General features: G+C 65.7%; 22 protein-coding genes and 1 riboswitch. Of the genes, 15 read left to right on the top strand and 7 right to left on the bottom strand.

The annotated features are described in order from the left end of the window. Positions 1–194 precede the first annotated feature (194 nt). Positions 195–884, top strand: a complete 690-nt coding sequence (locus NP3_RS07005) for a TetR/AcrR family transcriptional regulator (RefSeq protein WP_063038964.1) — start codon at positions 195–197, stop codon at positions 882–884. A gap of 15 nt (positions 885–899) precedes the next feature. Here NP3_RS07005 and metX read toward each other — a convergent pair whose 3' ends face one another. Both metX and NP3_RS06995 read right to left on the bottom strand, forming a co-directional pair. Then, entirely contained in the window at positions 900–2,051 is a 1,152-nt protein-coding gene (gene metX / locus NP3_RS07000) for a homoserine O-acetyltransferase MetX (RefSeq protein ID WP_084508286.1), read from the bottom strand. A gap of 317 nt (positions 2,052–2,368) precedes the next feature. Then, positions 2,369–2,479, bottom strand: a riboswitch (SAM riboswitch). Positions 2,480–2,522: 43 nt separating this feature from the next. Then, positions 2,523–3,266: a TetR family transcriptional regulator gene (locus NP3_RS06995; protein WP_063038952.1), complete on the bottom strand. Its 744-nt coding sequence runs from the start codon at positions 3,264–3,266 to the stop codon at positions 2,523–2,525. 132 nt (positions 3,267–3,398) lie between these two features. Here NP3_RS06995 and NP3_RS06990 point away from each other — a divergent pair, with 132 nt between their 5' ends. The 3 genes from NP3_RS06990 (at position 3,399) to NP3_RS06980 (ending at position 7,853) form a co-directional block, all read left to right on the top strand. Then, complete coding sequence (locus NP3_RS06990; protein ID WP_245720845.1) at positions 3,399–4,892, top strand: MFS transporter; 1,494 nt, start codon at positions 3,399–3,401, stop codon at positions 4,890–4,892. Positions 4,893–5,171: 279 nt separating this feature from the next. Beyond that, positions 5,172–6,389: an NADP-dependent isocitrate dehydrogenase gene (locus tag NP3_RS06985; RefSeq protein ID WP_063038948.1), complete on the top strand. Its 1,218-nt coding sequence runs from the start codon at positions 5,172–5,174 to the stop codon at positions 6,387–6,389. Positions 6,390–6,713: 324 nt separating this feature from the next. After that, complete coding sequence (locus tag NP3_RS06980; protein ID WP_063038960.1) at positions 6,714–7,853, top strand: MFS transporter; 1,140 nt, start codon at positions 6,714–6,716, stop codon at positions 7,851–7,853. Here the strand turns inward: NP3_RS06980 and NP3_RS06975 are convergent. The 3 genes from NP3_RS06975 to NP3_RS06965 form a co-directional block, all read right to left on the bottom strand. Further along, complete coding sequence (locus NP3_RS06975) at positions 7,850–8,263, bottom strand: nitroreductase family deazaflavin-dependent oxidoreductase (protein WP_063038946.1); 414 nt, start codon at positions 8,261–8,263, stop codon at positions 7,850–7,852. The genes NP3_RS06980 and NP3_RS06975 overlap by 4 nt on opposite strands. 151 nt (positions 8,264–8,414) lie before the next feature. After that, on the bottom strand, positions 8,415–9,473 hold the full coding sequence (locus NP3_RS06970; RefSeq protein WP_307676903.1) for an epoxide hydrolase family protein: 1,059 nt from the start codon (positions 9,471–9,473) through the stop codon (positions 8,415–8,417). 58 nt (positions 9,474–9,531) lie between these two features. Beyond that, entirely contained in the window at positions 9,532–10,128 is a 597-nt protein-coding gene (locus tag NP3_RS06965; protein ID WP_063038944.1) for a TetR/AcrR family transcriptional regulator, read from the bottom strand. Positions 10,129–10,221: 93 nt separating this feature from the next. On the opposite strand from NP3_RS06965, the gene NP3_RS06960 reads away from it, so the two are divergent. From NP3_RS06960 to NP3_RS06925, 8 genes are all read left to right on the top strand, one after another. Further along, positions 10,222–11,427, top strand: a complete 1,206-nt coding sequence (locus tag NP3_RS06960; protein WP_063038942.1) for an alpha/beta hydrolase family protein — start codon at positions 10,222–10,224, stop codon at positions 11,425–11,427. Positions 11,428–11,461: 34 nt separating this feature from the next. Further along, complete coding sequence (locus tag NP3_RS06955) at positions 11,462–12,016, top strand: TIGR03086 family metal-binding protein (RefSeq protein WP_063038940.1); 555 nt, start codon at positions 11,462–11,464, stop codon at positions 12,014–12,016. Between the two features lie 82 nt (positions 12,017–12,098). Continuing rightward, the gene (locus tag NP3_RS06950; RefSeq protein ID WP_063038938.1) at positions 12,099–12,752 is read left to right on the top strand and encodes a TetR/AcrR family transcriptional regulator; all 654 of its coding nucleotides are present in this window, start codon (positions 12,099–12,101) and stop codon (positions 12,750–12,752) included. 599 nt (positions 12,753–13,351) lie between these two features. Beyond that, positions 13,352–14,557 (top strand): lipid-transfer protein, encoded by a 1,206-nt coding sequence (locus tag NP3_RS06945; RefSeq protein ID WP_063038936.1) that lies wholly within the window; start codon positions 13,352–13,354, stop codon positions 14,555–14,557. Between the two features lie 53 nt (positions 14,558–14,610). Continuing rightward, a complete protein-coding gene (locus NP3_RS06940) occupies positions 14,611–15,048 on the top strand; it encodes a type II toxin-antitoxin system Rv0910 family toxin (protein ID WP_063038934.1) in 438 nt (145 codons plus the stop codon). Between the two features lie 13 nt (positions 15,049–15,061). Continuing rightward, positions 15,062–15,952, top strand: coding sequence for a MaoC/PaaZ C-terminal domain-containing protein (locus NP3_RS06935; RefSeq protein ID WP_063038932.1), 891 nt, complete (start codon positions 15,062–15,064; stop codon positions 15,950–15,952). A gap of 12 nt (positions 15,953–15,964) precedes the next feature. Beyond that, a complete protein-coding gene (locus tag NP3_RS06930) occupies positions 15,965–16,843 on the top strand; it encodes an SDR family oxidoreductase (protein ID WP_063038930.1) in 879 nt (292 codons plus the stop codon). Between the two features lie 27 nt (positions 16,844–16,870). After that, entirely contained in the window at positions 16,871–18,133 is a 1,263-nt protein-coding gene (locus NP3_RS06925; RefSeq protein WP_063038928.1) for an acyl-CoA dehydrogenase family protein, read from the top strand. A gap of 68 nt (positions 18,134–18,201) precedes the next feature. Here NP3_RS06925 and ephH read toward each other — a convergent pair whose 3' ends face one another. Next, complete coding sequence (gene ephH, locus NP3_RS06920) at positions 18,202–19,047, bottom strand: epoxide hydrolase EphH (protein WP_063038926.1); 846 nt, start codon at positions 19,045–19,047, stop codon at positions 18,202–18,204. 70 nt (positions 19,048–19,117) lie between these two features. On the opposite strand from ephH, the gene NP3_RS06915 reads away from it, so the two are divergent. From NP3_RS06915 to NP3_RS06905, 3 genes are read left to right on the top strand one after another with little or no spacing between them, the layout of a single operon-like run. Continuing rightward, on the top strand, positions 19,118–19,933 hold the full coding sequence (locus NP3_RS06915; RefSeq protein WP_063038958.1) for an exodeoxyribonuclease III: 816 nt from the start codon (positions 19,118–19,120) through the stop codon (positions 19,931–19,933). Between the two features lie 52 nt (positions 19,934–19,985). Beyond that, a complete protein-coding gene (locus NP3_RS06910; protein WP_157124168.1) occupies positions 19,986–20,471 on the top strand; it encodes a guanyl-specific ribonuclease in 486 nt (161 codons plus the stop codon). Beyond that, positions 20,471–20,953, top strand: a complete 483-nt coding sequence (locus tag NP3_RS06905; protein ID WP_063038924.1) for a barstar family protein — start codon at positions 20,471–20,473, stop codon at positions 20,951–20,953. Before NP3_RS06910 ends, NP3_RS06905 begins: the two co-directional genes overlap by 1 nt. Before the next feature lie 65 nt (positions 20,954–21,018). Here the strand turns inward: NP3_RS06905 and NP3_RS50290 are convergent, their stop codons facing one another. Continuing rightward, on the bottom strand, positions 21,019–21,960 hold the full coding sequence (locus tag NP3_RS50290; protein ID WP_245720844.1) for a TetR/AcrR family transcriptional regulator: 942 nt from the start codon (positions 21,958–21,960) through the stop codon (positions 21,019–21,021). Between the last annotated feature and the right edge of the window lie 101 nt (positions 21,961–22,061).

The raw sequence follows: 22,061 nt of genomic DNA, 5'->3' as shown, positions 1-22,061 counted from the left end.
AATCCGGGCCGAAGAACCCGTAGTCGTCCCGGCGAAGAGTGGTCGGATCGAAGGACATCTGCTGCTCCTTTGCCTGCTCGCCCTCCTGAATCGGCGAATGCAACGCAACCGTAGCAATTGCCGCCATGCAATACAACGGCCCCGTAGCATTTGTTCTCGGACGGATTCCGCAACCGGAGGCCGATGCTGACAGGATGGACGCGAATGGAGGTGAATCGACAGTGACGGAATCGCGCACCGCGCCGGACCGGCCGCGACGGCGATACGCGCCACGCCTGCCTCCCGGGGAGCGCCGCGTCCAACTGCTCGACGCCGCCTACGCGGTGCTGAGCCGGGTGGAGTTGCACCAGCTCAGCATGGAGGCGGTCGCACAGGAGGCGGGCGTCGGGAAACCGGTGCTGTACACCGTGTTCAAGACTCGCGCGGAACTCGTTGCGGCACTGCTGGAACGCGAACGCGAACGCGGTCTCGAGCAGGTCGCCGCGACCCTGCCCACCGATCTGCTCGGTGCCGATCCGGTGACTGCGGCCTCGGCCACGGTCGAAGCGTTCGTCGGTGTCGCACTGGAGAATCCGACGCGCTGGCGCCTGATCCTCGCCACTCCCGGCAGCGCCCCCGACGAATACCGTGCGGCACTCGCCGATTCCCGCACCGGCGTCTTCACCCAAGCCGAATCCCTGGTCCGCGCGGGCATCGCACTCGATCCACGTTGGGCGGGAATGGATTCCGCACTACTTACCAATGCGGTGCTGAGCGTCGCCGAGATGCTCGGCAGGCTCGCTGTCAGCGCGCCGGACGAGTACCCGCGCGAGCGATTGGAAGACTTCGTCCACTCCATCGTCCAACTGCTCGTCGGCGCCCCCGCCGCACAGTCGACCGAATGACGGGACGCCGAACTTTCAGCTGTTGCGACCGACTCGCGCCAGTCGCATTGTTTCGGTGAGCAATTTGGATACGGCGGCGGCTTCGGTGAGGAAGCCGTCATGGCCGTCGCGGGAGTGCACGATCTCCAGGCCCTCGCAGCCCGGCAGTCCGTCGGCCAGTTCCTGTTGAGTTCGCAACGGGTACAAGCGATCCGAGTCGACGCCGCCGACCACGCACGGCACCGGGGTGGCGGCGAGAGCGGCCGCGATGCCGCCGCGCCCGCGGCCGATGTCGTGTCGGTTCATCGCCTCGGTCAGCAGCACGTAGGTGGCGGGATCGAAACGGCTGCAAAGCTTTTCGGCCTGGTGGTCCAGATAGCTCTGTACCGCATAGCGGCCGCCGTTGCGCGGATCCTCGTCGCCCTGCGCGTTGTTCTCGAAGCGGTGATCGAGTTCGCCCTCGGTGCGGTAGGTCAGGTGTGCGATACGGCGGGCGATGCCCATGCCGGTCGTCGGGGCGCGATCGGTGTCGTGGTAGTCGCCGCCCTGCCAGTCCGGATCGGCCTTGATGGCGGCGATTTGCGTTGTCTGCGTGCCGATCTGGTCGGCGGTGGCGCGTGCGCCGACGGCGAGTACCAGTGCGGAACCGACCCGTTCCGGCGCGCCGACCATCCACTCCAGCACCCGCATGCCGCCCATCGAACCGCCGACGACGGCGGCCAGCCGTTCGATGCCGAGCAGATCGAGCAGCGCCGCTTCCGCGGTTACCTGATCCCGGATCGAGATCTCCGGAAACCTTGCGCCCCAAGGCTTTCCGTCCGGTGCCAGCGTCGAGGGGCCGGTGCTGCCCTTGCAGCCGCCGAGCACATTCGTCGCGATGACGCACCATTCGTCGGTATCCACCGGTGCGCCCGGCCCGACCATGCCGTCCCACCAGCCGGGCAGCGGATGGATATCGTCAGGCACCCCCACGACATGCGAATCGCCGGTCAGCGCGTGCTCGACGAGCACCACATTGTCCAGTGCGGGGGAGAGTTCACCCCAGCGCTGCACGGCCAGATGAACGTCCGGGATGACCGCGCCGGTCTCCAGTCGCACGTCCCCGATGGCAATGATGCCGAGCCTGCCGTCCGGCGTTGGCAGTGCCGCCGCGGACGAACGCGCGGTACGAGGGTCGGTCACGGTCACGACTCCGCCTCCTCCGCCTCGCTGGCGCTCGGCTCCGTCGCGACCGAGGGTGCTGTGTTGATGGTTCGCTCGCTCACGTCGTCGCCGCCGTGACACCAGCCCGCTGAGGACAGTGCGTCGCCGATGCCGGGGGAATCAGGAGGGAACGCACATCCTCGATGCTAGCTACCCGACTGAACCGGGCCGCGGTCCGGTAGACCGGGAGTGTGGCCGCGGACGCGATGGGGTCACTCATGTCGTGCTCCAAAGGGTTGTTCGCCAGCAGGTCTTATCGGGATCTGGGTAACGGACAACAACTCATCGGAAATACCTCCTGAAGTGCGCGCTTGCTCTCGACCATCGAAAGCCCGGTCATCACCCGGAGCACCCCACCGCTGCTGGAGGGTTGCCGTCCAGCAAGCCGGGGCTTCGCGCTGGCACTCATGACCTGACGGACATGGTAACCGCCGCGCCGTCGGCGACTGAAATCCGTTACCGGTTGTCCACCGGTTCGGTCGCGGGCTGCCCGGTGCATACGCGCATGAACTCGTCGAACGACGTGGTGAATCCGGTGCGGGCCTCCGCGGCGGCCGCAGCGGTGTCCTCCGCGTCGAAGATCGAGTTCTGGCACTCCATGCTGAGGTGGCCGATCAACTGCCAGGCGCCGACGACCAGTCGCACCGGCAGCGCGTCGGGCTGGGTGCCGAGCCGCTCGGCGATCGCGTCGGCGATCGCGGCATTCTTGTCGTCGGCCAGTTCCATGCTCTGCGCACTGACTGTCGGGCTGCTGCGCAGGATCCGCTGCATCTGCTGGAAGCGCCGGAACGACAGCGGTCCCTCGGTGTTCACCGCGGCCTGGTCGACGACCAGCAGGAAGGCCTCGCGCAGCGATTGCAGCTCATTGCCGGTGACCGGGAGTCCACGCAGGCATGCAGCGATCGCGAGTCCGAAGTCCTTGACCGGCCCGAGGACGATGGCCTCTTTGCTGTCGAAATACCGGTTGATCGTGCGCGGGGACACATCCGCGCGGTCCGCGATCTGTTCGACCGTCGTCGTGTCGAATCCCTGTGCGTCGCACAGGTCGAGCGCCACCTCGATGATGCGCAACCGGGTCTGCTGTTTCTTGCGCTCGCGCAACCCCAGGCCGCCGGGCGCACCGGGCCCTGGGTTCGCTGGGGCGCGCACAGCGTCCTCGGCTGTGGCGCTCGCGCCGATCGGCGTCGATGACTCGAGCATGCCCTCATGTTAGCGCAATCGGGACGGTTTGTGTCTTTAACAGTCAAATGTCGTAGTGCGACATTTTTCTCTTGACGACAAATGTCTGCCAATGACAGGATGGCTACACGAACTTCGGACGAGGAGACCAAGGTGAGCGAGACTGCGACAGCGGTGGAAGTTCTGGAGAAGCAAACGAGTTCGGCACGCTGGTGGGCCCTGGGGGTGATCGCATTGGCCCAGCTCATGGTGGTTCTCGACGCCACCATCGTGACCATCTCGCTGCCGTTCGCCCAGCAGGATCTCGACATCAGCGACGGCAATCGGCAGTGGATGCTGACCGCCTACACGCTGATCTTCGGCGGGCTGCTGCTGCTCGGTGGACGGATGGCCGACTACCTCGGGCGGCGTCGGATTTTCATCGTCGGCCTGGTCGGCTTCGCGGGTGCGTCCGCGGTGGCGGGTCTGGCGCAGAACGGTGCTGAGCTGTTCGCCGGACGGGCACTGCAGGGTGCGTTCGCGGCGCTGCTCGCGCCCGCGGCACTGTCACTGCTCTCGGTGACCTTCACCGAGGCCAAGGAGCGTGCGACCGCGTTCGGCGTCTTCGCCGGTATCTCCGCGGGTGGTGCGGCACTCGGCCTGATCGCGGGTGGTGCGCTGACCGAATACGCCTCCTGGCGCTGGTGCCTGCTGGTGAACACTCCGATCGCGCTGCTCGCGCTGCTCGGCGCGCTGGCCTTCGTGGTCAAGGATGTGCCGACACCGCGCACCGGCGGCTATGACGTGCCCGGCGCCGTCACCGTGACGCTCGGTCTGATCGCCATCGTGTACGGATTCAGCCGCGCCGCCGAGGACGGCTGGCTGGCCGGCAGCACCCTCGGGCTGCTCGTCATGGGCGTCGCCCTGCTGATCGCCTTTGTCGTCATCGAGCGTCGCTCGTCGAATCCGCTGCTGCCGCTGCATATTCCGGGTGAGATCAACCGCGGTGGCGCCTTCCTGGCCGCGCTGCTGATCCCGATCGCGATGTTCGCGATGTTCCTGTTCCTGAGCTACTACTTCCAGATCACCCTCGGCTACTCGTCGCTGAAGGCCGGTTTCGCCTTCCTGCCGTTCCCGGCGGGCATCGCGATCTCCGCCGGTGTCACCAGCGCGCTGCTGCCGAAGCTGGGCCCGCGCCCGCTGATGGTGGCCGGGGCCGTGCTCGGTGTGCTGGGGCTGGTGTGGCTGGCGCAGCTGAGCTACGGCGACAGCTACGCGGCAAGCGTGCTGCCCGCGCAGGTGCTGATCGCGCTCGGTATGGGCCCGCTGTTCGTCGGGATGCAGACCGTCGCGCTGCATCAGGTCGAGGAGGAGGACTCGGGTGTGGCCAGTGCGCTGTTGAATGCGGCACAGCAGGTCGGCGGCGCGGTCGGTACCGCACTGCTCACCACCATCTCGGTGCAGACGGCCAAGACCTTCGCGCAGAACAATCCGGCGATGGACAACCTGATGGCCCGCGCTTCGATCCACAGCTACGACGTGGCGTTCTATGTCGGCGCCGGATTCTTCCTCGCGGCAATTCCGGTGATCGCGTTGATGATTCGGGACAAGCCGGAAAACCTGATCGAGGGATCCGAGGAGGAGGCGCGGATTCCGGTCGCGGTCTGATCCTGAATTAGCGATGTCCGGGTGTCCGATGGGATGCCCGGACATCGCTATTTCGGCAGGGTCCGACCTACTTGTCGGTAACAATTTCGGGCGGCTTCACATGGGGGGCTGCCCGCGCGGTGAGGACAATGGCAGCAGTACGCTTGTCTTGTTTGCACCACTCGTCTCGCGGACAACGCGGGACATATACGTTGTCTGTTGGAACAGCTGGGGTCCGCTCACAAGCGTGTTCGCCTGGCCGTGCAATAAGGGCACCATCCTAGGAGGACACGAAGATCCATGTCCAAGATCAAGGTTGAAGGCACCGTCGTCGAACTCGACGGCGACGAGATGACCCGGATCATCTGGCAGTTCATCAAGGACAAGCTGATCCACCCGTATCTCGATGTGAACCTCGAGTATTACGACCTCGGCATCGAATATCGGGACAAGACAGACGACCAGGTCACGATCGACGCCGCGAACGCGATCAAGGAGCACGGTGTCGGCGTCAAGTGCGCCACGATCACTCCGGATGAGGCCCGGGTCGAGGAATTCGGCCTGAAGAAGATGTGGCGCTCGCCCAACGGCACCATCCGCAACATCCTCGGCGGAACCATCTTCCGGGCGCCGATCATCATCTCGAATGTGCCGCGTCTGGTCCCCGGCTGGACCAAGCCGATCATCATCGGCCGTCACGCGTTCGGCGACCAGTACCGCGCCACCGACTTCAAGGTGTTCCAGGGCGGCACCGTCACCCTCACCTTCACCCCCGAGGACGGCAGCGAGCCGATCGTGCACGAGGTCGTGCAGATGCCCGAGGACGGCGGCGTCGTGATGGGTATGTACAACTTCAAGAAGTCCATCGAGGACTTCGCGCGGGCGTCGTTCAACTACGGCCTGCAGCAGAACTACCCGGTCTACATGTCGACCAAGAACACCATCCTCAAGGCCTACGACGGCATGTTCAAGGACACCTTCCAGGAGGTGTTCGACGCCGAGTTCAAGACCCAGTTCGACGCGGCCGGACTCACCTACGAGCACCGCCTGATCGACGACATGGTCGCCTCCTCCATGAAGTGGGAGGGCGGCTACGTCTGGGCCTGCAAGAACTACGACGGCGACGTGCAGTCCGACACCGTCGCCCAGGGCTTCGGCTCGCTCGGCCTGATGACCTCGGTGCTGCTCACCCCGGACGGCCGGACCTGTGAGGCCGAGGCCGCGCACGGCACCGTCACCCGGCACTACCGCCAGCACCAGCAGGGCAAGCCGACCTCGACCAATCCGATCGCGTCGATCTTCGCCTGGACCCGCGGCCTCGAGCACCGCGGCAAGCTGGACAACACCCCCGAGGTGATCGGCTTCTCGCAGACACTCGAGGATGTCGTCATCAAGACCGTCGAGGGCGGCCAGATGACCAAGGACCTTGCGCTGCTCGTCGGCGGCGATCAGGGCTACCTGACCACCGAGGAGTTCCTCGGCGCGCTCGACGCCAACCTGGCCCGCGCCCTGCGCTGACCGGTTGGCCACGAGCCGGTCGCGCCCCTGCGTTGACCGGTTCGCCGAATACCCGGCGCTGGGTACGAGAGCCAGCGCCGGGCGCGACATACGGGCACCCGCACCACATCGGTGGTACGGGTGCCCGCACTGTTTCACGACTCGTGTCACTGTCGTCGTCGTTCCGATGCGAAGCAGTCGGATCGCAATATCGTGGGGGAACTCACGTCAGCGCGGGAAGCGTAGGCAGTCGCCGGGCGGTTACATGAATACGTGACCAGTACCGTTGCCACGCAGACCCCAGCACCCGCCGAGGCCGAGCGGACGGACTGGCACATTCCGGCGATGCTGGCGCTGGCCCTCGGCGGATTCGGAATCGGTACAACCGAATTCGTCACGATGGGTTTGCTGCCCGATATCGCGAGCGCCATGCACGTCTCCGAGCCGACGGCAGGGCATGCGGTATCGGCTTATGCGCTCGGTGTCGTCGTCGGCGCTCCGCTGATCGCCGCACTTGCCGCGCGGGTGCCGCGCAAACGTCTGCTGGTCGCCCTGATGGTGGCGTTCACCGTCGGAAATGCCGCGACGGTTATCGCACCCACATTTGAGACTCTGGTCATCGCGCGGTTCGTTTCGGGCCTGCCGCATGGCGCGTACTTCGGTGTCGCCTCGCTGGCCGCCGCGACTCTGGCACCGATCGGGCAGCGCGCAAAGGCGGTTGCCGCGGTTATGCTGGGACTGAGCGCCGCCAACGTTGTCGGCGTTCCCAGTGCGACCTGGCTCGGCCAGCATCTCGGCTGGCGCGATGCCTTCGTGGTGGTCGCGGTGATCGGTGTCGCCACCGTCGCGGCGCTGATCCGATTCGTTCCGGAGCTGCACGGTATCCGGATCACCAATCCGATGACCGAACTCGGCGCACTGCGTCGCCCGCAGGTGCTGCTGACCCTGCTGGTCGGCGCGATCGGCTTCGGCGGCATGTTCGCCGTCTACACCTACATCACCACCACGCTGACCGATGTGGCCGGTCTGCGGCTCGGCCTGGTGCCGTTCGTGCTCATGCTCTTCGGGCTCGGAATGGTCGCGGGCAATATCGTCGGCGGCATTCTGGCCGATCGCGGCGTCGACCGGGCGATCTACCTCGCGATGATCGCGATGGTCGTCATTCTGGCGGGATTCGTTGCCGCCGCGCACAATCCGTACACGGCGGCGATCGGCGCGTTCTTCATCGGCGCATCTGGTGCGGCGCTCGCGCCCGGTCTGCAGACCCGGCTGATGGATGTCGCCGCCGACGCCCAGACCCTCGCCGCTGCGCTCAATCACGCGGCCCTCAATATCGCCAATGCGGCGGGCTCGTGGCTGGGTGGACTCGTCATCGCGGCGGGTCTCGGCTACACCGCGCCCGCGACCGTCGGGGCGGGGCTGGCCGTGCTCGGCGTTCTGCTGTTCACGGTGACCGTCTGGACCGGTCGCCGCTGCGCGGTTTAGGTGCTGGGTTCCAGCGCGACGACCGGAATCACCCGATCCGTCTTGGTCTCGTATTCGGCGAAGCCCGGCATGACCGCCACCATCGCCGCATAGAGCCGATCGCGTTCCGGACCTCCGGTGATCGGGGTGGCCGTCGCCTCGATGGTCTCGGTGCCGATCTCCAGCGTGACCTTCGGATTCGCCCGCAGATTGTGATACCAGTCCGGGTTATCGGGTGCGCCCGCCTTGGACGCGATGATCACCAAACGATTGCCGTCGCGGATATAGGCCGCCGGATTCGTGCGCGGCAGCCCGGTCTTCGCGCCGGTCGTGGTGAGCAGCAACAGATCCTTGCCCTCGAACGGGCCGCCGACCTTGCCCGCGTTCGCACGGAACTCCGCGATGATGTTCTGGTTCCAATCGTTGGCCATCTGCACTCCTCGGATCGAGAGATCGGGTCGAGGTAATCGTCGCCGATGGGCGGACCGATCAGATCACCTTTTTGAAGAATCCGCGCAAGTCGGCGAGCAACAGGTCGGGGGCCTCGTGGGCGGCCCAGTGCCCGCCGCGGTCGTATTCGTGCTATTGCACGAGATTGCGATGGTCGCGTTCGGCGAATTTGCGCGGCGGTTTGAAGTCGAATCCGAACGAGGCCAAACCGATCGGAACCGTGGTCGGCTCGATCGCCGTGGGTGCGCGATGGTGCTCGAAGTAGAACCGGGCCGAGGACGCCGAGGTGTTGGTGAACCAGTAGATCGCCACATTGGTGAGCAATTCGTCGGTGCTCAGCGCATTCACCAGCGCTTGGCCGCTCCAGGCGAGCTGGCCGACCGGGGAATCCGACAGTGCGTGGCCGAGGGTTTGCGGCTGCGCTTGCTGGGCGGCGTTGTGAATGGCGTGCCGACGGAATTTCTCTCCGAAGTACACCAGGATCAGCTCGTATTCGCTGAGTCCGTCCAGCTCGCCCGGCTCGCGCCTCGGGAAGGAATAGACCTGGGTGACGTGCACGCCGACGACCCGGTCCGGGGCGATCCGGCCCAGCTCCGGTGCGACGATGGCGCCGCAGTCGTTGCCGTGCACGCCGTAGCGGTCGTAGCCGAGACGGTTCATCAATTCGTCGAATGCCGCGGCCATGCGCGTCGGGCACCACCCGGCGGTGTGCGTCGGTCCTGAGAAGGCGAAGCCTGGATAGGACGGGATCACCACATGGAAGGCGTCGCTCGGATCGCCGCCGTGTGCGCGCGGATCGGTCAATTCGCCTATCAGGCCGAGGAATTCGTTGAACGAGCTCGGCCAGCCATGGGCCAGCAGCAGTGGCATCGCATCGGGTTCAGTGGAGGTGACGTGTACGAAATGGATGGTTTGCCCATCGATCTCGGTCGTGTATTGCGGAAATGTGTTGAGCCGCTGCTCTTGTGCGCGCCAGTCGAACGTGTCGCGCCAATATTCGTGCAACGGCCGGACGAACGACAGCGGAACGCCGTACTCCCAGCCGGGCCGAACCGGCACTCCTGGGTACACCCGGCCCGCGACCTCCCGAGCGGGCAATTCCGCGACGTACCGGGTGTGCGTCAGGCGGTATTCGAGGTCGTCCAGGTCGGCCTGCGGGATCGCGATTCGGAAGGGCTTGATCTCGGACACCGCCTCAGCCTGCGAGAGCGGGGCGGCGGGAACAATGCCGAATTCGACTGTCTTTCGATCACTTTCGCTTATCGGCCGCCGCTGCCGTGTGCAACATCCGGTCGACGAGGGTATCGACGTAGTCGTCGGTGAGCGGGCCGGTGCCGAACAGGGTGCGGGTGTACAGCGGGGCCAGGATGATGTCGACCACCTCCAGCACCTCTGGGGCCTGTTCGCCGCGGGCGGTGGCTCGATCGAGCATGGCTTGGACCTGGTCCACTCGTTCGGCGAGGAATCGGTCGCGCGTCTGTTCGCCCGCCGCACCGGTGTCGAGCAGCGCGAGAATTGTGCGCAGCAGTGCCAATCCGTCCGGTCCGCTGACATCGCGCGCTGCCTTCGCGGCATAGGCGCGCAGATCGCCCTCGAGCGAACCGGTATTCGGCATCGCCGACTCGGTGCTGAGCCGATCGACGGTCACCTCCATGGCCAGCGCCTCCAGATTGCCCCAGCGCCGGTAGATGCTGGTATCGGCGACACCGGCGCGCGTCGCGACATCGGCGATCGTGAAGTTGCCGTAGCCGCGTTCGGCGACCAGTTCGGTGACCGCTTGGTGTACCGCCGCGCGCACTCGGGCGCTGCGACCTCCGGGGCGGCGGGAGCGGGCTTGTTCCTCCATGTCTCCATCTTAACGCAGTGGAGACTTGCGTTTGTGGCAGCGGCTCGCTACGGTGGTATTAACGCCGCTAGAAACTGCGTTTAGGAGCTGACAATGGAGCCGATCTTCTTTCCCGAGAACCACTCGTTCTGGTACGAGACCCTGCGCACCTTCGGTCACATCGCTTATGGCGGAGCCGATTTCGGTGAGGTCGTGGTGACGGTCCAGCGAATCGTCCCCGGCGATTACGACAGCTGGCACGACGAGTGGCTGGCCACGGCCGATCGGGTGGCGGATGCGGCGCGCACGGCGCATCGGGTCAGCGCCCGCGACGGCTTCCTGCGCGCGTCGAACTACTACCGCGCCGCCGAATTCTTCCTGCACGGCAATGCCACCGACCCGCGCATCCGGCACGCTTACGACGCCTCGGTCGAATGTTTTCGCGCCGCGGCCGAACTCGCGGACCAGGTGATCGAGCCGGTGTCGATTCCCTACGAGGACACCATGCTGCCCGGCTACTTCTATCGCGCCGACGACTCGGGCGAGCCACGTCCAACGGTGGTGATGCACAACGGATTCGACGGCACGGTCGAGGAAATGCACTTCTTCGGTGCGGCCGCGGCCGTCGAGCGCGGCTACCACGTGCTCAGCTTCGACGGTCCCGGTCAGCCGGGCACCAGGCACCATCAGGGCCTGGCCTTCCGTCCGGACTGGGAGAACGTCGTCGGACCGGTGCTCGACTACCTCGCCGCCCGGCCCGAGGTGGATGTCGACCGGATCGCCCTGTTGGGTGTCAGCATGGGCGGTGTCCTCGCGCCCCGCGCCGCTGCCTACGACCAGCGCATCACCGCCCTGATCGCCGTCGACGGCATCTACGATCTCGGCGATATCTCCACTGCGGGGCTGCCCGGCGAGCGGGCGGAACTAGAGCGCAGGCTGCGCGCCGCGGCGGATCCGGAACTCGATGCCGCGCTCGATGCGGCGATGGCCGCGAATCCCGTAATGCGCTGGGCGATTTCGCACGGCATGTACGCCATGGGTGTGCGCACACCGCGGGCCTTCGCCGCGAGTTACCTGGACTACCACCTCCGCGACGGCATCGCCGAGAAAATCGCCTGTCCGACATTGGTGTGCGCGGGTGCCGACGATGGCTTCTTCAAGGGCCAGCCCGAGCTCCTCTTCGCGCACTTGACCTGCCCGAAGACATTGCTCCAATTCACCGAAGACCAGGGCGCCGAGGCCCATTGCCAGTCCGGCGCACAGCGTTTCGCATTCGCTCGCATCTACGACTGGCTCGACGACACTTTCGATCGGGCCTGATTTACCCCTGCTCTATACCTTCCAGGAGACCGACATGAACATGATCGACCGCATCGACCGGGCCATCGATATGTCCGGCGGCATCGTCAAAGGCATTGCCGCAGAACACATGAGCGCGCCGACGCCGTGCCCGGAATGGGATCTGCGCGAGCTGCTCAACCACCTGGTGGGCGGCATGAATATCTTCGCCGCCCAACTGCAGGGCCTGACGCCGGATCGCGACCACCACGACGACTGGCTCGGCACCGACCCGCAGGGCGCCTACGTCGAGGCGGCCGAGCTCGACCGCGCGGCCTGGGATCGCCCCGACGCACTCGAACAGACGGTGCGTCTCGGCTTCGGTGCGGTGCCAGGGCCGATGGCGGCAGTGATCCACCTGACCGAACTCGTCGTGCACGGTGTCGATCTGGCGGTCGCCACCGGACAGGAGCGCCTGGTCGACGAGCAGCTGTGTACGGAGATGCTGGCGATCATGCGTGAGATGGGCCTCGAAAACTTCCGCGTACCAGGGATGTTCGGTCCCGAGGTCGAGGTGCCCGCTGACGCACCCACGTACCGTCGGCTGCTCGCCTACGTCGGACGAGCCTGATCGGCCACCCGTGATCACTTTTGCTTGTCGGTTGGTGCGGTGCTGAACATACAGATCTGTATGTAAGTGTAGAATTGCCGGAATGACCAGGTCCGAAGCGCCCAAGCAGCAGCGCCGCACACAAGAGCAGCGCAGTAGTGAGATGCGCACGCGGCTGCTCGATGCCACCATCGACTGCCTGGTCGAATACGGGTATGCGGGAACGACCACGCCGCGGGTCGCCGAGCGGGCCGGGGTCACCCGCGGGGCCCAGGTGCACCACTTCGGGTCCAAGACCGATCTGGTGGTCGCGGCGATCAGCCATCTGGCACAGCTGCGCGCGGAGACCGCGATGCGCGAGATGTCCAGGGTTCAGGGCGGCGGCGATCCGGTCGGGGCGGCCCTGGACTTTCTCTGGGAGCTACACCAGGGGCCGCTGTTCATCGCCACCGCTGAGCTGTGGGTGGCGGGCCGCACCGATTCGGTACTCGCCTCGGCGATGGAGAAGGTCGAGCCGTTCGTCAATAACGCGGTGCTGATGGCAGTTGCCCGATTCGTACCGGATGAGATGCGGCGCAAGGAAGCCCGCGATTTCGTCTACACCGCGATGGACGCACTACGCGGAATCCTGGTCTCCAACTTCATCGATCCGGATTCCGAACGGGCGCACCGGCGTTGGCGACGGGCCTCGGTGCATCTGCGGGAGATCGCCACCACCGCGCTGGTTCCGCGACCGCTGCTGCGTCCCGCTGAATAGCTGACGGCATAGGGCTTTTCGGCCCCGTCGGCTGCCGACGTTTCAGTCGTGTGCGCGCCGAAACTTGGACGCTTCGGCGAGGTCTTCAGCAGATGCTGACCGCGATATCCGTTGCGACGGTAATGATTCACGCGATGCCGACGTTGGCATAGAAGCTCACGATATCGTTCAGCAATGCCCCTGTGCGCCGGGCAGATTCGCGATCAGGTATCCCGTGCGAAGCAGGCTGACGACTTGCTCGATCGCACGGAAGAGTGCGCGGCGGGGCTGGCGAGCAGCGTCTGGCGTTGATCATCTTCCTGCTGGTTCCAGCGTCCGCATGTCCGGCGCGCTGCTGGCTGCGGCGTCTGCACGTCGATCGCCGAGCGCGTCGACTTACCCCTTGGTGGATGGCGCAATGTTCGCTACCCGCGGCATGTTGCTCCTGGCGCGCTGAGCTGGGAGTTCTCTTATCTATCGAGCCGGATCGCCTCGAACTCTTGCAGCCTTACATACAGCTCTGTATGTTTGTTTCTGTTCGATCCGGTCGGGATCGGCCACTGCGGGCTGCCGATTTGGGCGCATGGTCGCACCGGGTCAGGTACTACGTAAGGAGTTCGATGGCGAACAAGGTCTACGTCGTTGGCGTCGGCATGACGAAGTTCGAGAAGCCGGGCCGCCGTAAGAACGAGGACGGCAGCGCTTGGGACTACCCGGATATGGCGCGGGAATCGGGTACGAAGGCGCTCGCCGATGCCGGGATCGACTATCGCGAGGTCGAGCAGGCCTACGTCGGTTATGTCTACGGCGAATCCACCTCCGGACAGCGCGCGGTCTACGAACTGGGTATGACCGGCATTCCGGTGGTCAATGTCAATAACAACTGCTCGACCGGATCCACCGCGCTTTTCCTTGCGGCACAGGCGATTCGGGGCGGACTGGCCGATTGCACGCTGGCACTGGGCTTCGAGAAGATGCAGCCGGGCTCGCTCGGATCCACCTGGGACGATCGCGAACAGCCGATGGCCAAGCACGTCATGGCGCTCGCGGAGATCTCCGAGGTGCTTTTCCCGGTGGCGCCGTGGATGTTCGGCGCGGCGGGGCGCGAGCATATGAAGCAGTACGGCACCACCGCGGAGCATTTCGCGAAGATCGGCTACAAGAACCACAAGCATTCGGTGAACAACCCGTATTCGCAATTCCAGGACGCGTATTCGCTCGATGACATCCTGGCCTCGCGGATGATCTACGACCCGCTCACCAAGCTGCAGTGTTCGCCGACCTCGGACGGTTCGGGCGCGGTCGTGCTGGCCAGCGAGGAATTCGTGAATTCGCACGACCTCGCCGCGCAGGCGGTGGAGATCGTCGGCCAGGCGATGACCACCGACTTCGCCTCCACCTTCGACAACACCGCCAAGAACCTCATCGGCTACGACATGAATGTCCGAGCCGCACAGCAGGTCTACCGGCAGGCGGGCCTCGGGCCGGAGGACTTCCAGGTCATCGAGCTGCACGATTGCTTCTCCGCCAACGAACTGCTGCTCTACGAGGCGCTCGGGCTCTGCGGCGAGGGTGAGGCCGGAAAGTTGATCGACGACAGTCAGACCACCTATGGCGGCAAGTGGGTCGTGAATCCCTCCGGCGGGTTGATCTCGAAGGGACATCCTTTGGGCGCAACGGGTTTGGCGCAGTGCTCCGAACTCACCTGGCAGCTGCGCGGTACCGCGGACAAGCGTCAGGTCGGCAACGTCACCGCCGCGCTGCAGCACAATATCGGCCTCGGCGGCGCTGCGGTCGTCACGGCCTACCAGCGGGCGGACCGCTGATCTCCGCGAAAGCCGTCATGCAGCAACGACATTCACTCGACGAGGAGTAACTCATGGGCCATATCGAAGCCACCAAGGACGTCAACGCCACCCCCGACGCGCTCTGGGCGGTTGTCTCGGACCCGCAGACCTGGGACAAATGGTTCACCATCCACGAGCGCTTCATAGAAGAGCCGCCCGCTACCTTGGCCGAGGGGGCCAAGCTGGTCGCGAAGATCGTCATGCTCGGCATGGCGAACAAGCTGGAATGGACCGTCGTCGCGGTCGAGCAGCCGAGCAGGCTCACCCTCGGCGGTACCGGAATGGCAGGGGTGAAGACCGAATTCACCTTCGATATCCAGCCCAAGGGCAATGGCGGCAGCACCATCCTGGTCTCGGGCGACTTCGAGGGCGCGCTGATCAAGGGCGCACTCGGCAAGGCGGTCGAGAAGGACGGTCTCAAGCAACTGGACCGGTCGCTCGAACAGCTCGACGCCCTGGCCTCGGCCTGATAGGAGGCGGGTGATGACAGCGGAGGCCGCCGCGGCGCGGCCGGTAGAATTCGACGACAGCGGACTCGAAACCTGGTGTGACGACGAATGTTTCGAGGTGTCGGCCGAGCGGATCGCCGAATACGCCGCCGCGACCAATGATCCGATCGAGGCGCATCTGGCGGGCAAGGTGGCCTCGCCGATCTTCGGCATCGTCCCGGTGTTCGAGGCCATGATGATGCCGGTGATCGATGTCGCGCCGATGGACATCTTCGGCCGAGTCGTACACGGGGAGCAGGATTTCCACTTCTACCGCGCGATCCTGCCGGGTGACCGCCTGGTCTCGCGGGCCAAGGCGATCGGCTATGCCAGCCGTTCGAACGGCAGCACCATCACCATCCTCGTCGAATGCCGCACCGAGGCAGGGGAATTGGTGAACGAGCAGTATCTGACCGCTTTTTTCCGCAATATCGACGCGGGGAAGCCGGTCGGCGTCGGCGCTCCTGCACACAAGTTCGACGAGAACCTGCGGGCGCGGGAGCCGGTCGCGATGGTGCCGCAGCATGTCGATCTCGATCAGACCTACCGCTATTCGCCCGCTTCCGGTGATCCGGTGCCGCTGCATCTGGACGAGCAGGTCGCCAAGGACGCGGGGCTGCCCGGGATCATCGCGCACGGTCTGTGCACCATGGCCTTCGCATCGTGGGCCGTGCTCACCGAGGTCGCGGGCTCGGATGTCAACCGGCTGAAGCGCTTCGCGGTGCGCTTCGCCAAGATGGTCTTCCCCGGTGACGACCTGGAGACCCGAATCTGGCGGGTGGGCTCCGAAAACGGCGTCACCACATACGCCTTCGAGACCGTCCGCGGCGAAGACGTCGTCCTGAGCGACGGTCTCGCCGCAGTCGCCGACCAACTACCGAACTGAGGAGCCACGTAGATGGGTGCATTGGAAGGACGGGTCGCCGTCATCACCGGCGCGGGGCGCGGCATCGGGCGTGAGCACGCGCTGCTGTTCGCCCGCGAAGGCGCCGCGGTCGTCGTGAACGACCTCGGCGGCAGCAATGCCGGTGAGGGTTCCGATGTCGGTCCGGCCAAGGAGGTCGTGAACGAGATCATCGCCGCGGGCGGGAAGGCGGTGGCCAACACCGATGACATCGCCACCTGGGACGGTGCGGGCAGCGTTGTCGCCCAGGCGATTTCCGAGCTCGGTGGCATCGATGTCGTGGTCAACAACGCGGGCATCCTGCGGGACGCCTTCATCGCGGGTATGGACGAGGCGCAGTGGGATGCGGTGATCGCCGTACATCTCAAGGGCCACGCCGCCGTGCTGCATCACGCGGCCGCGTACTGGAAGGCGCAGAGCAAGGCGGGCAACCAGCCGAATGCCACGGTGATCAATACCGCGTCGGCCTCCGGAACGACCATCCCGAATGCGGGTCAGGCCAACTACGGCGCGGCCAAGGCCGCGATCGCCGCGTTGACCCTGGTCGCGGCCGATGAGCTCGCGCGCTACGGCGTCCGGGTCAATGCCATCGCGCCGATCGCGCGCACCCGGCTCACCCTGGCCACGCCCGGTATGGGCGAGATGATGGCCGCCGAGGCCGCGGCGATCGAGGACGGCGATTTCGACGCTTTCAGCCCGGCCAATATTTCTCCGCTGGTCGCCTACCTGGCGTCGGAAAAGTGCCCGATCACCGGCAAGGTTTTCGCGGTCCAGGGCGGCGCCATCTCCGAGCTGGCAGGCTGGCATGACGTGAAGACCATCGAGACCGACGGCGCCTGGCTCATCGACGATATCGCCGCTCGGCTGCCTTGATCTCGCGGGAACGTTAGGAGAACGACGATGTTCGAATGGTCCGAAACCGACGAGATGATCCGCGAGGCGGTGCGCACCTTCATCGATAAGGAGGTCCGCCCGCACCTCGACGCGCTGGAGAGCGGTGAGCTGACCCCCTACCCGATCATCCGGAAGTTGTTCAGCGACTTCGGAATCGATGCGATGGGTGGCGAGGCGGTCCAGCGGCTGCTCGCCAAGGAGCGCAAGAAGGCGGAGGCGCTGGCGGCGGGCGATCCGCTGCCCGAGAAGTCCGAAAAGTCTTCCGGCGGTAGCCCGTTCGCCGGTCAGGAATCGCTGATGGCGGTGCTGATCGGGGAGTTGTCCGGCGTCTGCATGGGGCTGGTCACCGCGATGGGTGTCAGCATCGGTCTCGGGGCGACCACCATCCTCTCGCGCGGCACGCTCGCGCAGAAGGAGCGGTGGCTGCCCGATATCGTCACCATGAAAAAGGTTGCGTCATGGGCGATTACCGAGCCCGACTCGGGTTCGGACGCATTCGGCGGCATGAAGACCTACGTCAAGCGCGACGGCGAGGACTACATCCTCAACGGTCAGAAGACCTTCATCACGAATGGTCCGTTCGCCGATGTGATGATCGTCTACGCGAAGCTCGACGAGGGCGACGGCGGCGATAAGCGCGAGCGCAAGGTGCTCACCTTCGTGCTCGACACGGGCATGGACGGCCTCACCCAGGGCAAGCCGTTCAAGAAGATGGGCCTGCATGCCTCGCCGACCGGTGAATTGTTCTTCGACAATGTGCGCCTGGGGCGGGATCGGCTGCTCGGCGAGACCGAGGAGCACAAGGGCGGCGACGGCCGGGAAAGTGCCCGCTCCAGCTTCACCGCAGAACGCATCGGTGTCGGTTTCATGGCGCTCGGCATCATCAACGAATGTCACCGGCTGTGCCTGGACTACGCCAAGAGCCGCAAGCTGTGGGGCCAGGAGATCGGCCGGTTCCAGCTGGTGCAGCTCAAGCTGGCCAAGATGGAGATCGCCCGGATCAATGTGCAGAACATGGTCTTCAACACCCTCGAGCGCGGCAAGGCGGGCAAGCCGCCGACCCTCGCCGAGGCCTCGGCCATGAAGCTCTACGCCTCCGAGGCCGCCACCGAGGTAGCCATGGACGCGGTCCAGCTCTTCGGCGGCAACGGTTACATGACCGAGTACCGGGTGGAGCAACTCGCCCGTGACGCGAAGTCCCTGATGATCTACGCGGGCAGCAACGAAATCCAGGTCACCCACATAGCCAAGGGCCTGCTCGCCCAGTAGTGCTGACCGCACATGCCCCTGGCCGTCGGCACCGCACGTGTGCGGCGGTGAACGGCATGTGCCGTGTTTCAGACTGCGCGCAAGTGTGTGCGGCTGGCGTAGATGTGTTCGGCTATCAGGGTCGCGATGCGGTCCGGAGCTTCGAGCATGGGGACGTGCCCGACGCCGTTGACGAGGATGCGGTCGGCGGAGTCGGGCAGTTCCTGCAGGAAGCGGCGGGCGTACACGCGGTTGGGGATGATCCGGTCGTATTCGGCCATCAGCAGGCGCACCGGAGTCGGGAGGTTGGACAGGTCTTCCAGCGCGGGAGAGCGCACGGTGCCCAGGATCAACGGGATCATGGCATCGCAGTGCAGTGCGGCGGTGATCACGGCGGCGATATCGCGGCGCGCGACCGCGGCCGCGTTCTTGCTCAGCAGCAGGAGTGCGAAGCGTTGCGCGATCGGATTGTTGATCGCGAATCCGCCGAGCCGCTTACCCACCTCGACGATCGGCACCAATGACAGGAATTTCGCGCCGACGCGGAACTGGATGAGCGAGGGCGACTGCCAACCGCCCGCCGGTGCGATCGCGGTCAGGGTGCGGGCCCGGCCGCGTCGGGCCAGTTCGAAGCCGACCCAGGCGCCGAGCGAATTGCCCGCGATATGGCAGGTGCGCCAGCCGAGTTCGTCGAGTTGATCCTCGATCCGGTCGGCGAGGGCATGGACATCGGTGGACCAGCCGTCGATCGGTTCGCCACCCCAGTGGCCCGCGAAGGCGGGGGCGAACACCTCGCAATGCGCGGAAAGTCGCAGCGCAACCTGTTCCCAACAGTGCGGCGAAAGCATGAATCCGTGCAGCAGCAGGACCGGATCACCGGATCCGATATGCAGCGCTTTGATCGGGGCGGGGGAGTTGGTGGTGCCTGACTTCATCGTCAATCACCCCTTCCTGGACTTCGATGTCCCGGGGGAGTTCTTCTGACCAGCATTGTACGGTCGTCAGGTGCCTTATATCATCTCGTCGATCAATGTGAACGGGGTCCGGGCGGCGACGGGCAAGACGGGCAAGGGGATGCTCGAGTGGCTGGCGGTCACCGAAGCCGACATCATCTGCCTGCAGGAGACTCGGGCAACCGATGAGCAGACCCGTGCCGCGCTAGCGCCCGCGCTGGAGGCGGGCTGGTATCTGACGCATGCGGAGCCGGGAGCGAAGGGGCGGGCCGGGGTCGGCATTCTGTCCCGTCGCGAACCCCGGGCCGTGCGCATCGGGCTGGGGCGCTGGCACGACGGAACCTGGCATCCCAGCGCCGAATTCGCTGGTACCGGACGCTATGTCGAGGCCGAATTCGACGAACTGACCGTGGCCAGCGTGTATGTGCACACCGGTGAGGCGGATACGCCGATGCAGGACGAGAAGTACCGCTTCCTCGACGAGATCGGCAGCCATATGCGCGCGCAGACCACCGATTTCGTGATCTGCGGCGACTGGAATGTCGCGCACACCGAACTCGATATCAAGAACTGGAAGGGCAACCTGAAGAACTCCGGGTTCCTGCCGCAGGAGCGGGCCTGGATCGACGGCATGCTCGCCGCCGGATACGTGGACGTGGTGCGCAACCTGCATCCCGGTGTCGCGGGCCCGTACAGCTGGTGGTCCTACCGCGGTCGCGCCTACGACAACGACGCGGGCTGGCGCATCGACTACCACCTGGCCCGCGGCGAGGTGGCAGGCCGGGCGAAGCAGGCCGTGGTCGAACGCGCCGCCACCTATGCCGAGCGTTGGTCCGACCACGCGCCGGTCACGGTGCAATACCGATAAAGTTCCCGATAAAGATGATTCGCGACATGGCAGTGCTGGAGATCGGGATCGCATGAATATTTCCTCGAAGCGGGTTCGCGCCTTCGCCGCGCTCGGTGTGGCTCTACTGGCCTTGGTGATCGCACTGCTCGCCTCGCGTGGCGGTGGGGAAAGCAAGCCGACCGCGGCCTCGGTCACCTCCACCACGCGCAGCGCGAGCTTGGCGGTTCCGGCGCGCGGCCCGGATGTGACCACCACATCTACCGTTCGAGCCCCCGGCGTACCGGACCGCGCCTACGCGACTCTTGTCGAAATCGATGCGGGCCGCTGGCCGGATTCGGCGAACGCGCCCGGCACCAAGGGCGGTGAGCGCTGGATGAACCGCGCGGGCACGCTGGCCGCCAAGGATTCGGCGGGCAAAGCCATCACCTACCAGGAATGGGATGTGAACCCGAAGCAGCCCAACCGTTCCCGCGACGCCGAACGCATCGTCACCGGCAGCGACGGTTCCGCCTGGTACACCGGTGACCACTACGAAACCTTCACGAGGATGCGCTGATGACAGTTCCGTTATCGCAGTTCCTTGCTCGCCCCGAGGCCCGGCTGCCCACCGACGCGCCTTCGGCACCGACCGCCGTGGTGGGTGCCCTCCCCGTGGACGCCCCGACACTCAGCGGCGTGCGCTACGACGCACCCGTCGACTACGCGGTGCGTGAACTGCGCGGGCTCAAGATGCGCACCACCGCACGCGTTTTCGACGAATTCGCGGCCGCGTTCCAATTTCCGTACTACTTCGGCGCGAACAAGGACGCCTTCGACGAATGCCTGCGTGATCTCGATGATTTCGTCGGCCCCGCCGCCGGATATGTTGCCGTGATCCGCGATTCGGCCGATCTGCTGATCGACGAACTGGAAGAACGCACATGGTTCAACGAAGCCATGCGCGAGGCCGCCGATTACTGGTCCACAAAGGGCCTGGCCTTCCGAGTCGTCCTCCAAGGCGAACCACCCGACCCAGCCATCGTCCGCCTGAGCCCGTAGCGCCGAGGACAGTCGAATGGTGGCTGTCAGGCTCTCGGGGAACAACCATTCGACTCGATGCGCGTTCAGGTGAGGCGGCGGGCGAGGTCCTCGCCGAGGAGGACGAAGACGTCGGTGGTGTGGTCGATCAGTTCGTCGCGGGTGAGGGGGAGGTCGTTCTGTAGCCAGGCGGTGAGGGTTTGGACCAGGCCGCCGACCAGGTAGGTGGCGCGAAAGTCGATGGTGGGCTCCGGATTCGGGTCGGTGATGCCGTAGAAGTCGATGCCCTCGGCGGCGACGATGCGGGCGAAAACCCGCACCGTCTGATTGGTGCGGGCGCGCAGCTCCGGCGTCGCCATGCCCGCGACCAGCGCGACATGCGCCTTGCGCGGATCATCGGTGAGCAGATGAATGCCCGCCGAGATCGCGGCATGCGCCTTGGCGCGGGTGTCGGAAGGTGCGGTCTGCAGCGCACCGATGATCGCCCCGGCCAGTTCCTCCGCGATCCGATCGATGAGCGCGGCCAGTACCGCGTCGCGGCTGTCGAAGCTTTCGTAGTAGTAGCGCTCGTTGAGTCCAGCCTGCGCGCACAGCCCGGAGACGGTGAGCTTGGCGATGCCCTGGGTGCCGATGATCTCCAGTGCGGCATCGAGCAGCGCCGCGCGTCGCTGGGCGCGGCGCTCGTCGGCTGAGACGCCGCCGTAGGACCGTTTTGCTGGCCCGCTCGTCGTCCGGCCGCCTCCCGCTGTGGAGTCGTTGGGCGGTGTTGGCCTACTTGCTCTGCGATCGCTGCTGCTCGCCGAGTTGCCTGGCGAGTCTGGCCTGCTTGTCGTGGGGCCGCCGCCTGCTGTGGGGTCGCTGGGCGGTGTTGGCCCACTCGCTCTGCGGTCGCTGCTGCTCGCCGAGTCGCTGGGCGATGCCGACTTACTTGGCGTCCGGCCACCAACCCCCGTCGAATCGCTACGCGATGCAGGTCCGCCCGTCGCTCGACCACCACCCCGCACGGAACCGCTTTGCGATGCAGTCATATCGCGATTCTGGCACGGGTGTGGTTGCGGCCGACCGGATCGCGATCTGGTTCGGTCGCGGTCAGATCCAGGGCGGGCACAATCTGGTGGAGACTATTGCC

Origin of the sequence: Nocardia pseudovaccinii NBRC 100343, assembly GCF_001613225.1 — a bacterium.
GTDB classification, from domain to species: Bacteria; Actinomycetota; Actinomycetes; order Mycobacteriales; family Mycobacteriaceae; genus Nocardia; species Nocardia pseudovaccinii.
The sequence above is the reverse complement of the archived record's forward strand: the minus strand, read 5'-3'. Positions and strand labels throughout refer to the sequence as shown.